Source organism: Simplicispira hankyongi, from assembly GCF_003570885.1.
Lineage (GTDB): Bacteria > Pseudomonadota > Gammaproteobacteria > Burkholderiales > Burkholderiaceae_C > Simplicispira > Simplicispira hankyongi.
The window spans coordinates 857,729-872,771 of the sequence record NZ_QXJC01000001.1 but is presented as its reverse complement, the minus strand read 5'-3'; the positions used below and the strand labels follow the sequence as shown (position 1 = coordinate 872,771).

General features: G+C 66.2%; 12 protein-coding genes. 6 read left to right on the top strand and 6 right to left on the bottom strand.

All coding sequences use genetic code 11. The annotated features are described in order from the left end of the window. Nucleotides 1–59 precede the first annotated feature (59 nt). Nucleotides 60–2,486, top strand: coding sequence for a DNA internalization-related competence protein ComEC/Rec2 (locus tag D3F03_RS03900; RefSeq protein WP_119108009.1), 2,427 nt, complete (start codon nucleotides 60–62; stop codon nucleotides 2,484–2,486). Between the two features lie 8 nt (nucleotides 2,487–2,494). On the opposite strand, the gene D3F03_RS03895 is transcribed toward D3F03_RS03900, so the two are convergent. Both D3F03_RS03895 and bfr read right to left on the bottom strand, forming a co-directional pair. Then, nucleotides 2,495–2,767, bottom strand: coding sequence for a VF530 family protein (locus tag D3F03_RS03895; protein WP_119108008.1), 273 nt, complete (start codon nucleotides 2,765–2,767; stop codon nucleotides 2,495–2,497). 125 nt (nucleotides 2,768–2,892) lie between these two features. Next, nucleotides 2,893–3,369 carry a bacterioferritin gene (bfr, locus tag D3F03_RS03890; protein WP_119108007.1) on the bottom strand — a complete coding sequence of 159 codons (477 nt, stop codon included), beginning with the start codon at nucleotides 3,367–3,369 and terminating at the stop codon, nucleotides 2,893–2,895. Nucleotides 3,370–3,558: 189 nt separating this feature from the next. Here bfr and ahpC point away from each other — a divergent pair, with 189 nt between their 5' ends. The 5 genes from ahpC (at nucleotide 3,559) to D3F03_RS03865 (ending at nucleotide 10,885) form a co-directional block, all read left to right on the top strand. After that, the gene (gene ahpC / locus D3F03_RS03885; protein WP_119108006.1) at nucleotides 3,559–4,122 is read left to right on the top strand and encodes an alkyl hydroperoxide reductase subunit C; all 564 of its coding nucleotides are present in this window, start codon (nucleotides 3,559–3,561) and stop codon (nucleotides 4,120–4,122) included. Nucleotides 4,123–4,209: 87 nt separating this feature from the next. Then, nucleotides 4,210–5,778, top strand: coding sequence for an alkyl hydroperoxide reductase subunit F (gene ahpF / locus D3F03_RS03880; RefSeq protein WP_119108005.1), 1,569 nt, complete (start codon nucleotides 4,210–4,212; stop codon nucleotides 5,776–5,778). Nucleotides 5,779–5,934: 156 nt separating this feature from the next. Beyond that, entirely contained in the window at nucleotides 5,935–7,005 is a 1,071-nt protein-coding gene (locus D3F03_RS03875; RefSeq protein WP_119108560.1) for an HlyD family secretion protein, read from the top strand. Continuing rightward, nucleotides 7,002–9,743, top strand: coding sequence for a ribosome-associated ATPase/putative transporter RbbA (rbbA, locus tag D3F03_RS03870; protein WP_119108004.1), 2,742 nt, complete (start codon nucleotides 7,002–7,004; stop codon nucleotides 9,741–9,743). The genes D3F03_RS03875 and rbbA overlap by 4 nt, the downstream gene beginning before the upstream one ends. A gap of 2 nt (nucleotides 9,744–9,745) precedes the next feature. Continuing rightward, entirely contained in the window at nucleotides 9,746–10,885 is a 1,140-nt protein-coding gene (locus tag D3F03_RS03865; protein WP_119108003.1) for an ABC transporter permease, read from the top strand. A gap of 334 nt (nucleotides 10,886–11,219) precedes the next feature. Here D3F03_RS03865 and D3F03_RS03860 read toward each other — a convergent pair whose 3' ends face one another. The 4 genes from D3F03_RS03860 to pqqE all read right to left on the bottom strand — a co-directional run bounded on the left by D3F03_RS03860 (nucleotide 11,220) and on the right by pqqE (nucleotide 14,866). After that, nucleotides 11,220–11,987, bottom strand: a complete 768-nt coding sequence (locus D3F03_RS03860) for a dihydroorotate dehydrogenase (RefSeq protein ID WP_119108002.1) — start codon at nucleotides 11,985–11,987, stop codon at nucleotides 11,220–11,222. Further along, nucleotides 11,984–13,129, bottom strand: a complete 1,146-nt coding sequence (gene serC, locus D3F03_RS03855) for a 3-phosphoserine/phosphohydroxythreonine transaminase (RefSeq protein WP_199665401.1) — start codon at nucleotides 13,127–13,129, stop codon at nucleotides 11,984–11,986. Before serC ends, D3F03_RS03860 begins: the two co-directional genes overlap by 4 nt. Next, nucleotides 13,107–13,613 carry a urate hydroxylase PuuD gene (locus tag D3F03_RS03850; protein WP_119108001.1) on the bottom strand — a complete coding sequence of 169 codons (507 nt, stop codon included), beginning with the start codon at nucleotides 13,611–13,613 and terminating at the stop codon, nucleotides 13,107–13,109. The genes serC and D3F03_RS03850 overlap by 23 nt, the downstream gene beginning before the upstream one ends. 107 nt (nucleotides 13,614–13,720) lie before the next feature. Continuing rightward, nucleotides 13,721–14,866 carry a pyrroloquinoline quinone biosynthesis protein PqqE gene (pqqE, locus tag D3F03_RS03845; protein ID WP_119108558.1) on the bottom strand — a complete coding sequence of 382 codons (1,146 nt, stop codon included), beginning with the start codon at nucleotides 14,864–14,866 and terminating at the stop codon, nucleotides 13,721–13,723. Nucleotides 14,867–15,043: the final 177 nt, after the last annotated feature.

Here is a 15,043-nt window from a genome sequence, read left to right as displayed (position 1 = left end):
CGTCGGATTCCAGTCCAGCACCGCCAGCACCTGTTCCGTCGCAACGGCAAGGGCTGCGCATGGCGCCGATGCGGCTTGTCGTGCTGGTGCCGGGGCTGCTCGGCGTGGTGGTGGGGTCTGCGTTGCAAATCCAGCAGCCCACTTTATGGACGGCAGCGGGGTATGCCGCCACCGGCGCCGCTGGTGTCGCGCTGGCGTTGGGCGCCCTTAGCTGGCGGGCGACATCCAGGCCGCGCAGGGCGTTTTTTCTCGTGTTGGTGGCGTTTGCACTTGCCGTGTTTGCGCTCTGCGGATTGCGCTCCCTGCACTACGCGCGCGCGGCGCTGAACCCGGCGCTGGAGGGGCAAGACATCATGGTGACCGGCACTGTGGCAGGCTTGCCGGAAGCCATGGAGACGGGTGTCCGCTTTCGCTTGCAGGTCGATTCCGCCAGCCTGCAGGGAAAGTCTCTGCAAGTGCCGCCGCTCATCGACCTGGCCTGGTACCACGAGGCCGGTGCGAGCGGTGCGCAGCCCCAGCAAGCCGGCGCGCCGCACGCTGGTGAGCGCTGGCGCATGGTGGTGCGGCTCAAGGCGCCGCATGGCGCGCGCAACCCGAACGGCTTTGACTACGAGCTCAGGCAGTGGGAACAAGGCGTGCAGGCAGTGGGCTATGTGCGGGCCGGACCGAAGGACGGGCCTCCCGCGCGTCTGGACGCCGCGCTGCGCTACCCGGTGCTGCAACTGCGTGAGAACGTCCGAGATGCGATTCTGACCCGACTGGCCGCAGCCGCCGAGGGGCCGGCCGAGGTGCGTGCCGCCGGCGTGGTGGCGGCACTGGTGACGGGCGACCAGCGTGCCATCGACCGCAGCGACTGGAACGTGTTTCGGGCCACGGGGGTCGCGCACCTGGTCAGCATCTCAGGCCTGCACATCACGCTCTTTGCCTGGCTGGCGGCTCTGGCTGTTGGTGGGCTGTGGCGGCGCGCGCCGCGCCTGTGCCTGGCATGGCCGGCGCAGTCTGCGGCCCTGCTCGGTGGTTTGCTGCTGGCAACGGTGTATGCGGTGTTCAGCGGCTGGGGCATTCCTGCGCAGCGCACCGTGCTGATGCTGGCCGTGGTGGTGGGCCTCAAGCTTGCCGGGCGGCGCTGGCCTTGGCCGCTTATCTGGCTTCTGGCCTGTGCGGTCGTGGTGCTGTTCGACCCTTGGGCCCTGCTGCAGGCCGGGTTTTGGCTGAGCTTTGTGGCTGTCGGGGTGTTGTTTGCTCTTAATCCGATAGCTGGTAGCGCAGGTACCATAAGCGCCAAGGCCAAGTTTCTCTCCTTATTGCGCGAGCAATGGACGGTGACCGTGGCGCTCACGCCGCTCAGCCTGCTGCTGTTTGGCCAGGTGTCGCTGGTCGGTTTTTTTGCCAACCTCGTTGCCATTCCTTGGGTCACGCTGATCGTCACGCCACTGGCCTTCGCTGGCGTGCTCTGGCCGCCGCTATGGCAGGTGGCGGCCTGGTGCGTACAACTGCTGGGCATTTGGCTGGGCTGGCTGGCAGCCTGGCCGTGGGCGCAGTTCGATGTGGCGGCGGCGCCGCTGTGGGCGGGGCTGGCTGCGGTGATCGGCGGCGTGTTGCTGGCTGCGCGCCTGCCCGCATCCCTGCGTTTGGCCGGCGTGCCGCTGCTGCTGCCAGCGCTGCTGTGGCAGGCGCCGAGGCCGCTGCCGGGCAGTTTCGAGTTGCTTGCCGCCGACATTGGCCAGGGCAACGCGGTGCTGGTGCGTACCGCGCGGCACGCGCTGCTTTACGACACTGGCCCACGCTACAGCCTGGCAAGCGATGCGGGCGATCGCGTGCTGGTGCCGCTGCTGCGCTCGCTGGGTGAGCGGGTGGACACCGTCATGCTCAGCCACCGCGACAGCGACCATACCGGTGGCGCGAGTGCTGTACTGGCCCAGCAGCCGCAGGCTGCGCTGACCGGGTCGATTGCTGGTGAGGCCGCGCTGCTCGCACTGCGTGCCTGGGCGCCCTGCGTCGCGGGGCAGACCTGGACGTGGGACGGTGTGCAGTTCGATGTTCTGCACCCGTTGCAGGCGGCGCCTGCCGTGTTGCCACGTGGCGAGAAGCCGAATGCACAAAGCTGCGTGTTGCACGTGCGGGCTGTGAGCGGCGCCAGCGCGCTGCTGGTCGGTGATATCGAGCGACCGCAGGAGCTGGCGTTGGTGGAGGCCGGAGCGCCATTGGCTGCCGATGCGCTGCTGGTCCCGCACCATGGCAGCAAAACCTCGTCAAGCGACGCTTTTCTTGCCGCGGTGCAGCCGAAAATTGCGCTGGTACAGGCCGCCTACCGCAGCCGCTTTGGCCACCCCGCGCCGATCGTGGTGCAGCGCTTGCGCGAGCATGGTGCACGGGTGGTTGATTCGGCACATTGCGGCGCCGCGACCTGGCAATCGGACGCGCCCGAGGCAGTGCGCTGTGAGCGCGAGGTCGGGCGGCGCTACTGGCAGCACGACCCGCCTTAGGTGAATGCCTACTGCGCCGCCCGGCGCTGCTCGCGCAGCATGAAGAGGTACAAGCTCTCGACCTTCTCACGCGCCCAGGGCGTTTTGCGCAAAAACTTCAGGCTGGAGTTCACGCTGGGCTCGTGCTGAAAGCAACGCACTGGTATCTGTTCGGCCAGGCCCGGCCAGCCGTAATGCTCGGCGAGCGCGCGCACCATGGCTTCGAGCGTCACGCCGTGCAAGGGGTTGTGCCGCTGGGTGGCAGGCGGCTCAGGCGGTGCAGGCGGAGGTGTTTCGTGCATGGGGGCGATAGGGCAGGCGAGGGGTACGGGCATTGTCGCAAACCGGTGCGAGGATGGGCGCAAGCTCGCATGCGCAATAAAAAAGCGGGCGCCTGGCCCGCTTCGGTTGCGCAGCCGCCTGCGGCCTATTCAAGTTCGCTCATGTGCGACTGCAGGTAGTTTTGCACGCCGACCTTGGCGACCAGCTCAATCTGCGTTTCCAGAAAATCGATGTGCTCTTCGGTGTCGTCGAGGATGGTTTGCAGCAAATCGCGCGAAACGTAGTCGCGCACCGATTCGCAGTGCGCCATGCCTTCCTTGACCGTCGCTTGCGCGCCGCGCTCCAGGCCCAGATCGCAGGCCAGAATTTCGGGCACGTCCTCGCCAATCATCAGCTTGCCCAGGTCTTGCAGGTTCGGCAGGCCGTCGAGCATGAAAATGCGGTCCATCAGCATATCCGCATGCTTCATCTCGCCCATGGACTCCTCGTACTCCTTCTTGGCCAGCTTGCCAAAGCCCCAGTGCTTGAGCATGCGGTAGTGCAAAAAGTACTGGTTGATGGCGGTCAGCTCGTTCTTGAGCTGGGCCTGGAGGTAGCCAATGACCTGTGCGTCGCCTTGCATAGCGGGACTCCTTATCGTGTGCGGCAATGAAGGCGCCATTGTGCGTCCAGCGCCGGCCACTGTGCGCTGATCGGGGTATTGAAATAGTTAAAAGGCATCGATACTATGAAATGAATTGATTGGTTTTATTGATTGATTGTGTCTAGACTTGCCTTCGTGTTCAGTTCATCACCCGAAAGGAAAGCAGCAATGTCCCTCATCAATACGCAAGTCCAGCCGTTCAAGAACCAAGCCTTCCACAACGGCAAGTTCGTTGAAGTGACGGACCAAACCATCAAAGGCAAGTGGTCCGTGGTGATCTTCATGCCCGCCGCCTTCACCTTCAACTGCCCGACCGAAGTTGAAGATGCGGCCGACAACTACGCAGAATTCCAGAAGGCCGGTGCCGAGGTCTACGTTGTCACCACCGACACGCATTTCTCGCACAAGGTCTGGCACGAAACCTCGCCCGCCGTCGGCAAGGCCAAGTTCTTCCTGGTCGGCGACCCGACGCACCACCTGACCCGCGCCTTTGACGTGCACATCGACGAAGAAGGCCTGGCGCTGCGCGGCACCTTCATCATCAACCCCGATGGTTTTATCAAGACCATGGAAGTGCATTCCAACGAAATCGCCCGCGACGTGAAGGAAACCCTGCGCAAGCTCAAGGCCGCCCAGTACACCGCGGCGCATCCTGGTGAAGTCTGCCCGGCCAAGTGGAAGGAAGGCGAGAAGACCATTGCCCCTTCGCTGGACCTCGTCGGCAAGATCTAAGCGCCCTCCTTAAGCGCTCCAAGACGCCCGGGTGCCTGGCGCCCGGGTTTTTTTACGCCCAAAAATTCAAATTTCAGGAGTTCCGCAATGCTCGACGACACCCTCAAAACCCAGTTGAAAGCCTACCTGGAGCGCCTGCAGCGCCCGGTGGAACTGGTCGCCACGCTGGACGACAGCACGGCGTCGAACGAGCTGCGCGAACTGCTGCAAGACATCCGCGCCCAGTCGGACAAGATCACCGTGGTCGAGAAGAACGACCTGGATGTGCGCAAGCCCTCGTTCCTCATCACCAACCCTGGGCAAAACAGCGGCGTGCGCTTCGCTGGCGTGCCGCTGGGTCACGAGTTCACCTCGCTGGTGCTGGCGCTGCTGCAGGTCGGCGGGCACCCGTCGAAGGAAGCGGCCGAGCTGCTGGAGCAGGTCAAGGGCCTGGACGGCGACTTCCATTTCGAGACCTACTACTCGCTCTCCTGCCACAACTGCCCGGACGTGGTGCAGGCGCTCAACCTCATGAGCGTGCTGAACCCGCGCATCACGCACACCGCGATTGACGGCGGCGTGTTCCAGAACGAGATCGAGGCGCGCGGCATCATGGGCGTGCCCACCGTGTTCCTGAATGGCGAGCGCTTCGGCCAGGGCCGCATGGAGCTCGCCGAAATCGTCGCCAAGATCGACACCGGCAGCGCCGCGCGCGACGCCGCCAAGCTCGGTGAGAAGGCGCCGTTCGACGTGCTCATCGTCGGCGGCGGTCCGGCCGGCGCGGCCGCTGCGGTGTACGCGGCGCGCAAGGGCATACGCACCGGCGTCGCGGCCGAGCGCTTCGGCGGCCAGGTGCTCGACACCGTGGGCATCGAGAACTTCCTCTCGGTGCAGCACACCGAGGGCCCGCAGTTCGCCGCCGCGATGGAGCGCCACGTGCGCGACTACGAGGTGGACATCATGAACCTGCAGCGCGCCAAGGCACTGGTGCCCGCCAGCACGCCCGGCGGCCTGATCGAGGTGGAGTTGGAGAACGGCGCCCGCCTCAAGAGCCGCACCGTCATCGTCTCCACCGGTGCGCGCTGGCGCAACATGAACGTGCCCGGCGAGGAGCAGTACCGCACCAAGGGCGTGACCAACTGCCCGCACTGCGACGGCCCGCTGTTCAAGGGCAAGCACGTGGCCGTGATTGGCGGCGGCAACTCCGGCATCGAGGCGGCCATCGACCTGGCCGGCGTCGTGGCGCGCGTGACAGTGCTGGAATTCGCCCCGGAACTCAAGGCCGACGCGGTGCTGCAGAAAAAGCTGCTCAGCATGCCCAACGTCACCGTTATTACCAACGCGCAGACCACGGCGGTGCTGGGCGACGGCAGCAAGGTGACGGGCCTGGCCTACACCGACCGCACCATGGGTGAGGCGCAGGACATTGCGCTCGACGGCGTGTTCGTGCAGATCGGCCTGCTGCCCAGCACCGAGTGGCTCAAGGGCACCGTGGAGCTCTCGCGCTTCGGCGAGGTCCAGGTGGACGCCCACGGCCGCACCGACGTGCCCGGCGTGTTCGCCGCCGGCGACTGCACGACCGCGCCGTACAAGCAGATCATCACCGCGGCGGGCGATGGGGCGAAGGCGGCGCTGGCCGCGTTCGATTACCTGATCCGTACCCCGGTGCCGGCCTGAATTTGTAGTAAAAATGGCCTCTAGCGCTTATCCAGTAAGCGCTTACAGCTATCAAAATAAGACCACCCGGCGCTGTCCGGGTGGTTTTTCTTGATCGCGGGCAAACAGGTGCCGGGTGGCGTCCGTGCGGCCCGGCGGCGAGGGGACAATGGCGGCATGAAGATCGCTTGGAAATCGGTTCTGACGGCCGGCGCACTGTTGCTGGTCGGCGCGGCGCTGCTGCTGGCCTGGGCGCCCTGGCGCACGGCCGACCCGCAGGCTGGCCTGGTCGGCGGCAACGGCCGCATCGAGGCGACGGAAATCGCCGTTGCCAGCAAGCAGCCGGGCCGCTTGAGCGAGCTGCTGGTGTCCGAAGGTGAGTTCGTCAAGGCCGGACAGGTGCTGGCCCGCTTGCAGCTCGACGGCTTGCAGGCGCAGCGCGACGAAGCCCTGGCACGGCTGAAGCAGGCGCGCCAGGCGGTGCCCACCAGCCAGATGCAGGTGGCACAGGCCGTGGGCAACCACCAGGCCGCGCTGGCCCAGGTGGTGCAGCGCGAAACCGATTTGCAGATGGCCCAGCGCCGCCTGCCGCGCACCGAGCAGTTGGCGCGCGACGGTTTCCTGTCCGACCAGGTGCTGGACGACGACCGCGCCCGGGTGCGCAACCTCCAGGCGGCGCTGAATGCGGCCAAGGCCCAGGCGCGTGCGGCCGAGGCCGGGGTGGATGCAGCACGCGCCCAGGTGCCCGCCGCCGAGGCCAGCGTCCAGGCCATGGAAGCCACGCTGCAGCGCATTGATGTGGATCTGGCGGAGAGCGAGCTCAAGGCCCCGCGCGACGGCCGCGTGCAGTTTCTCATTGCACACCCTGGTGAAATCGTGGCGGGGGGCGCCAGGGTGCTGAGCCTTGTCGACCTGTCGGATGTGTACATGACCTTCTTCCTGCCGGAGGCGGTCGCAGGCCGGGTGGCATTGGGCAGCGAGGTGCGCATCGTGCTCGATGCCGCGCCGCAGTTCGTGATTCCGGCGCGTGTGTCCTTTGTGGCCAGCACGGCCCAGTTCACACCCAAGACCGTGGAAACCGCGAGTGAGCGGCAAAAACTCATGTTCCGCGTGCGTGCGCAGATCGACCGCGATCTGCTGCTGCGCCACATCGAGCAGGTCAAGACCGGGCTGCCCGGCATGGCCTGGATCCGCACCGACCCGCAGGCCGCGTGGCCCGAGCACCTGGCCATCAAAGGGCAGCCGTGAGCGATACGGGCTTGGCGCCCGTGGCGCGGCTGGCGGGTGTTGGGCTGCGTTATCGGCAGGTACAGGCCCTGGCCGATATCGACCTGGACGTGCCGGCAGGCTGCATGGTGGGCGTGATCGGCCCCGACGGGGTGGGCAAGTCCAGCCTGTTGGCGCTGATGGCAGGGGCCCGCGTGGTGCAGCAGGGGCGGGTGCAGGTGCTGGGCGGCGACATGGCACGCGCCGGCCACCGGCGCCGCGTTTGCCCGCGCATTGCCTACATGCCCCAGGGCCTGGGCAAAAACCTCTACCCCACGCTCTCGGTCGAAGAGAACCTGCAGTTCTTTGCGCGCCTGTTCGGCCATGGCGCGCAGGAGCGTCGCCGGCGCATCGACCAGCTCACCCGCGCCACCGGCTTGCAGCCATTTCTGGCGCGCCCTGTCGGCAAGCTCTCGGGCGGCATGAAGCAAAAGCTCGGGCTGTGCTGCGCGCTGATCCACGACCCCGACCTGCTGATTCTCGATGAGCCCACCACCGGCGTCGATCCGCTGGCCCGCGCGCAGTTCTGGGACCTGATTGAGGGCATCCGCCAGCAGCGCCCCGGCATGAGCGTGGTGGTGGCCACCGCCTACATGGACGAGGCGCAGCGCTTTGACTGGCTCGTCGCCATGGACGAGGGCCGCATTCTGGCGCAAGGCACGCCCGGCGGCCTGCTGGAGCGCACGGGCGCAGCCGATCTGGAAGCCGCCTTCATCGGCCTGCTGCCCGAGGAGCGGCGGCGCGGGCACCGCGTGATTGAAATTCCGCCCCTGTCGGACGCCCAGGCGCAGGAGGTGGCCATCGAGGCGCAGGGCCTGACCATGCGGTTTGGCGATTTCACCGCAGTCGATGCGGTCAGCCTGCGCATCCGCCGGGGCGAGATTTTTGGTTTCTTGGGGTCGAACGGCTGCGGCAAGACCACCACCATGAAGATGCTCACGGGCCTGCTGCCCGCCAGCGAGGGCAGTGCGCTGCTGTTCGGCCATGCGGTGGACCCCAAGGACATCGCCACGCGCCAGCGCGTGGGCTACATGTCGCAGGGCTTCTCTCTCTATGGCGAACTGACGGTGGAGCAGAACCTGCTGCTGCACGCGCGCCTGTTCCATGTGCCCGAAGCGCAAGTCGCGGGCCGCGCCGCCGAGATGGCGCAGCGCTTTGGCCTGCAGGACTCTCTGAATCTGTTGCCCGAGAAACTGCCGCTCGGCCACCGCCAGCGCCTCTCGCTCGCCGTCGCCATGGTGCACAAGCCCGAGCTACTGATCCTCGACGAACCGACCTCGGGCGTCGACCCGATCGCGCGCGACAACTTCTGGCGCCTGATGATCGAGCTCTCGCGCCGCGACGGGGTGACCATCTTCATCTCGACCCATTTCATGAACGAGGCGGCGCGCTGCGACCGTATTTCGCTCATGCACGCGGGCCGGGTGCTTGCCAGCGATACGCCGCAGGCCATTGTGGCGGCGCACGCAGCGCAGACGCTGGAGCAGGCCTTTATCGATTGCCTGGTGCAGGCCGGCGGCGGCGCGGCGGATACGCCCGAAGCCGCGCAGGACCCGCGCGCCACCACCGCTGCGCCGCCCCGCGAGCCCGCCTGGCGGCGCAGCCTGCGGCGCCTCTACAGCTATGCCTGGCGCGAGTCGCTGGAGTTGCAGCGCGACCCGGTGCGCGGCGCGCTGGCGCTGCTGGGCTCGTTGCTGCTAATGTTTGTGATGGGCTACGGCATCAGCATGGATGTCGAAGACCTGCGCTTTGCGGTGCTCGACCGCGACCAGACCGCGCTGAGCCGCGACTATGCGCTGCAGCTTGCGGGCTCGCGCTACTTCAGCGAGCAGCCGCCTTTGCGGGACGATGCCGACATGGACCAGCGCCTGCGCAGCGGCAAAATTTCGCTGGCGCTGGAAATCCCCAGCGGCTTTGCCCGCCATGCGGAGCGCGGCGAGCAGGCCGAGATCGGCGCCTGGATCGATGGTGCCATGCCGCAGCGCGCGGAAACCGTGGCCGGCTATGTGCAGGGCATGCACCAGTACTGGCTGGTGCAGACGATTGCAGCGCGCACCGGCGCAGCGCCCGCAGGCAACGTGAACGTGGAAACGCGGTTTCGTTACAACCCCGACGTCAAGAGCCTGCCGTCCATGGTGCCAGCGGTCATCCCCATCCTGCTGCTCATGCTGCCGGCCATGTTGACCGCGCTGGCCGTGGTGCGCGAGAAGGAGTTGGGTTCGATCATCAATCTCTACGTCACACCGACCACGCGCACCGAGTTTCTGCTGGGCAAGCAGTTGCCCTATCTCGCGCTGTCCATGCTCAATTTCGCCATGATGCTGCTGCTGGCCGTGACCGTGTTTGGCGTGCCTGTCACCGGCAGCCTGGCCACGCTCACACTGGCGACGCTGCTGTTTGCCATCAGCGCCACCGGGCTGGGCCTGCTGGCATCTGCCCTGGTGCGCAGCCAGCTTGCGGCCATGTTCTTCACCATGATCGGCACCATGCTGCCTGCCATCCAGTTTGGCGGCCTGATCAACCCGGTGTCGTCGCTGGAGGGTGCGGGGCGCTGGATCGGCGAGATTTATCCGGCCAGCCACATGTTCACCATCAGCCGGGGGGTGTTCAACAAGGCGCTGGGGTTTCACGACCTGGCCGCCTCGTTCTGGCCGTTGACCGTGGCGCCGGTGGTGATTTTGGGCGTGGCGGTGCTGCTGCTGCGCAAGCAGGAAAAGTGAGCATGCGCCGCCTGCTGCACCACCTGACCAACATCCGCCTGCTGGGCGTCAAGGAGCTGTGGAGCCTGTGGCGCGACCCGATGATGTTGGTCCTGATTGTGTACACCTTTACCGTGGCGATCTACACTGCGGGAACGGCCATGCCCGAAACGCTGCACCACACGCCGATGGCCATCGTGGACGAGGACGATTCGGCCCTGTCGGCGCGTATTTTCAGTGCGTTTTACCCGCCCGCGTTCAATGCGCCGGTGCGCATCACCAATGCCCAGGTCGATCCGGCGCTGGACGCAGGCCATTACACGCTGGTGCTGGTCATTCCGCCGAACCTGCAGCGCGATGTGCTGGCCGGGCGCTCGCCCACTGTGCAGCTCAATGTGGATGCCACGCGCATGAGCCAGGCGTTTGCAGGCAGTGGCCTGGCCCAGCAGATCGTGGCGGGCGAGGTGGGTGAGTTCGTGCAGCGCAACCGGGGCACGCAGGCTCCCCCGGTAGAGCTGGTGACGCGCATGCGCTTCAACCCCACGCTCTCGAATGTGTGGTTTGGTTCCCTGATGGAGCTGGTCTCGCAGGTCACCATGCTTTCGATCATTCTGACCGGCGCGGCGCTGATTCGCGAGCGCGAGCATGGCACCATCGAGCACCTCTTGGTCATGCCGGTGACGCCCACCGAAATCATGCTGGCCAAGGTGTGGGCCATGGGGTTGGTGGTGGTGGTGGCAACGCTGCTGTCCCTGCACGGCGTTGTGCTGGGGCTGCTGCGGGTGCCGGTGGAGGGCTCGCTGTGGCTGTTCTTTGCTGGCGTGGTGCTGCACCTGTTTGCCACCACGTCGCTGGGCATCTTCATGGCGACGCTGGCACGCAACATGCCGCAGTTCGGCCTGCTGGTCATGTTGGTGATGCTGCCGCTGCAAATGCTCTCGGGCGGCATGACGCCGCGCGAGAGCATGCCCGAGTGGGTGCAAGCGGTGATGTCCCTCGCACCCACCACGCATTTCACCGAACTGGGCCAGGCCATTTTGTTTCGCGGGGCGGGCCTGGCGGTGGTATGGCCATCCTTCGTGGCGCTGCTGCTGATTGGCGTGGTGATGTTTGCACTGTCGCTGCGCCGTTTCCGCCAGGCGATTGCGCAGATGGGCGGATGATCCGTGGGGTCGGTTCTTGCCGGAAATTTCAATAAAAATTGGCTTCTACGGCAATATCCACGGTCGCTTTTAGCTATCAAATTGAAAGCTTAGAGATTGCGGGACAGGCGCCACCGCTTTGTTCTCAAAGGGTGGCGACGAGGTCGAGCTGGCCGTTGGCGGCATTGTTGTGCGCGCCAAGCGGTATGACACCAGGGCTCACAGGATGGGGGCACCGCACTCGGCGCGCCATGCGGCGTTGCTCCCCTTGCAGGCACATGACCGGGCCGATGACATCCAGCGAAAGCGCCTGTGTTCTGCCAAGCCAGACCACGGTCGATCTGACGCTGGCACCCTAGGCCTGAAGATCCAGATGGAGCAGATCCGGCAGGCAGGCAGCGCCTTGTTGCGCGAACACAGAATGGACTTGCACCGCGTTGGCGCCGGCTGCCAGTGCGGCGCGCACATCGCCCGCCGACCGTATGCCGCCGACGGCCACGATGGCTGCCTGGCCTTGCAGTTGTGCGCGCAGCAGGCGAAGCCGGTCGAGACGTTCGCTGCTGGCGGGCAGCACCGCCGTCACGGCATCGAAGCCGGCTGCGGCCGCTGCTTGAGCCAGTGCCAGTGGGAACCCGCCCGCCGGCCCCAGCGGCAGTTTGAGCGCCAGGGGAAGGTACTGGCCGCCAACGGCAGTGTGCTGTTGGCGTTCGTGGGTAACAGCGTCGAATGCCTGCAGCAGCAGCGGCCAATGCGCAGGCGTCAACAAGGCTTGGTAGCGGCGCGCGCTCAAATTGAAGCTCAGGTAATCGGCCACTTCGCAGGCGGTTTGGTACCCGCAGCACCATTCGGCGGCCAGGGTTTCCGGCGCGGCGTCGCCCCCCATGCCGATGCCGATGCCGACACGGGCAGCACCTTGCGCGCGCGGCGGCAGCGCCCGCAGACGGGCAGCCAGCGCAACCACGCCGGGGTTGGCGCCGGGGTTGGCGCCAGGCTCAGGGCGGGGCGTTACCGTGCCGAACTCCACACTGCCGAACCCGGCGGCCAGCAGTTCCGCTGCCCGGCTGCCGTCGTTGTCGATTCCGCCGGCCAGCCCAGGCCGGGTGGGGAGCCAGGCGGTGTTCACCCGTGGCCTCGGGCAAATTCCGCCATGAAGTCGACCAGCGCAGCGACCCCTGCGTCCGGCATTGCGTTGTAGAGGCTGGCACGCAGGCCGCCGACCTGGCGGTGGCCGCGCAGGTGGTGCAAGCCGGCGGCTGCGGCGTCGGTCAAAAAAACTTCGGTCAGGCGCTCATCCGCCAGATGGAAGCGGACATTGGTGGTCGAGCGGTGCCCATGGGCGACCGGCGCCGTGTAGAAACCCTGGCTGCTGTCGATGGCGCTGTACAGCAAATCAGCTTTGCGTCGGTTGGCACTTGCCATGGCCACCAGACCGCCCGATTCAGAAATCCAGTCGAAGACCAGCGCCGCAAGGTGAATCGCCAGGGTCGGCGGCGTATTCAGGCAACTGTCCTGCGCCGCCTGCAGGCGATAGCACAAGGCCGAGGGGGCGGCCAAGGCAGGGCGCCGCAGCAGGTCTTCGCGCACGATGACCACTGTCAGGCCGGACGGACCGATGTTTTTTTGCGCGCTGGCATAGATCAGGCCGAACTTCGACACGTCGAGCGGCGCGCTGAGAAAGCACGAGGTCGCATCGGCCACCAGCGGCACGGCGCCGGTATTGGGCCATGCCGGGTAAGCGATGCCGTCCACGGTTTCGTTGGCCGTGATGTGGCAGTAGGCGCAATCTGGCGGCACCTGCCAGTCGTCCAGCGGCGGTGCGGTGAGCGGCAGCGCGCCGGCATGTCTGGCAACCACCGCCACTTCGGCGTAGCGCGCTGCCTCCTGCATCGCCCGGCGCGACCAATAGCCCGAGTCGGCATAGGCGACGCGGCGCAGGCCCGATGCCGGGTCGAGCAGGTTCATCGGCAGCATGGAGAACTGGTGCATGGCGCCGCCGGCGAGAAACAGCACGCGGTAGTGGTCGGGGACGCCGAGCAAGGCCGCCAGGCGCTGCCGGGCGTCGGCCAGCACCTCGCGAAAGCCGGCCCCGGTGAAGGGGCGTTCGATGGCTGCTGCGCCATCGGCGCCGCGCTCGAACAGGGCGGCGCCGGCCCGTGCCAACACGGCATCCGGCAGCCGCGCCGGACCGGCGGCGAAATTCCAGGCTGCCTTCGCCGGGGCGTCGTGCTGCGCCATTGCCGCGTCAGCCCGCCAGGAGGCCGCCATGGGCGCCCGCTGCCATGAAGAACAGCAAGGGAATCGACAGCATGGTGTTGGTGCGCGAGGACAAATGCGTGATGCGCGAGCAGCGCACGCGCTCGGCGATGGAGGCCGGCTTGAGGCCGAGGACTTTTTGCTGGTGCGGCCACAGCACCAGCCAGACGTTGGCCATCATCAGCGTGCCGATGTACATGCCGATCCCGATCGGCGCCAAGGTCCCTTGCAGGGTAATGGCGCCCATCAGCCAGCCGTAGCGCCAGAGCATCAGCATGCCGGCGGACCAGGCGACGACCGAGGCCCAGCGAAACGTGCCGTGCTCGCGGTGCAGCAGCGCCTGGAAGCGCGGGCTCTGGTCGTCAATCAGATCGGCGGCGCTCAGCGCACGCCAGTTGGGCCGCTGGATGACGCTGGAATAGTTGTGGCCAACCCAGATCACGCCGGCGATGAAATGGCCCCAGCGCAGCAGCAGATCGATAGAGAGACTGTCCATGCTGTGCCTCAGGCGATCAGCAAGCGCGCCAGGGCGGCCAAGGCCCCAGTCAGCAGCAGGCCGAGCACGATCGTGCCGGCGGCCGTGTCGTAAGGATGGCGCATGGTTCATTCCTCCATGTAGGCGGTGGACACCGCGCTCTTGGTGCGCCGGATCAGGGGTTTGCGAAAGCGCAGCGCTTGCACGGTGCTGGCCACCGCCTGTTGCACCACATGGTGGTGCGGCGACAGGCTGCAGGCCGGGTCGGTATTGCCGGCGTCGCCGGTCAGCAGGAAGGCCTGGCAGCGGCAACCGCCAAAATCCTTTTCCTTCTCGGAGCACGAACGGCACGGCTCGGGCAGCCAGTCGACCCCCCGGTATTTGCGAAACAGCGGCGATTCGTGCCAGATCCACGAGAGCGGCTTGTCGCGCACCGACACGAATTCCAGGCCCGGGATCACGCGCGCTTCGAGGCAGGGCATCGCGACGCCATCCGGCGCGATGGTCAGGCTGATGGCGCCCCAGCCGTTCATGCACGCTTTGGGGCGGCCTTCGTAGTAGTCCGGAATGACGAAATAGAGCGTCATGCTGTCGCCCAGCTTGTCGCGCCAGCGCTGGATCGTGGCTTCGGCTTCGCGCACCTGCTCCAGGGTCGGCATCAGCTCATCGCGGTTGACCATGGCCCAGTTGTAGTACTGGATATTGGCAAACTCGATGTACTCGACACCGATTTCGGCGGCGAATGCGCACATGGCATCGATCTGGTCGATGTTCTGCTTGAACACCGGCATGTTCATCACCATGGGAAAGCCGTGGGCCTTGATCAGGCGCGCCGCCGCCAATTTGCGGGTGTGCGCCTTGGCGCCGACCAGTTCGTCCGTCAGCGACGAGCGCAGCGCCTGCAGCGACAGTTGCACCTGTTTCAGGCCTGCCTCTTTCAAGGCAATCAAGCGGGCTTCGGTGAGCCCGATGCCGGACGTGATCAGGTTGGTGTACAGGCCCAGGCCGTCGGCATAGGCCACCAGCTCTTCCAGGTCATCGCGCAGCAAGGGTTCGCCACCGGTGAAGCCCAGTTGCAGCGTACCCAAGGCACGCGCTTCGCGCAGCGTGGCTTTCCATTCTTCGGTCGAGAGTTCGCGCTCGGTGTAATCCTCGAAATTGAGCGGGTTGCTGCACCATGAGCATTTCAGTGGGCAGCGGTAGGTCAGCTCCAGCGACAGCCAAAGCGGCTTTCCCTGGCCGTCCAGCGTGAGTCCTTGCGATTCTTTTGGCATACCCGTCTCCTGTATTTGCATGAGGCCGGTCGAAACGAAAGACCCCTTGGCGGCATTGTTGGCCCAGGCGGAAAGCGGCGCGACGCGATCGCGTGGAGAACTGCCTCAGGTTTGTACGCAAAGCTGGCTAGTGATTTTCTTGAGCGCAGGTCGCGGCCAGAGCCAGTGCTTGCAGCC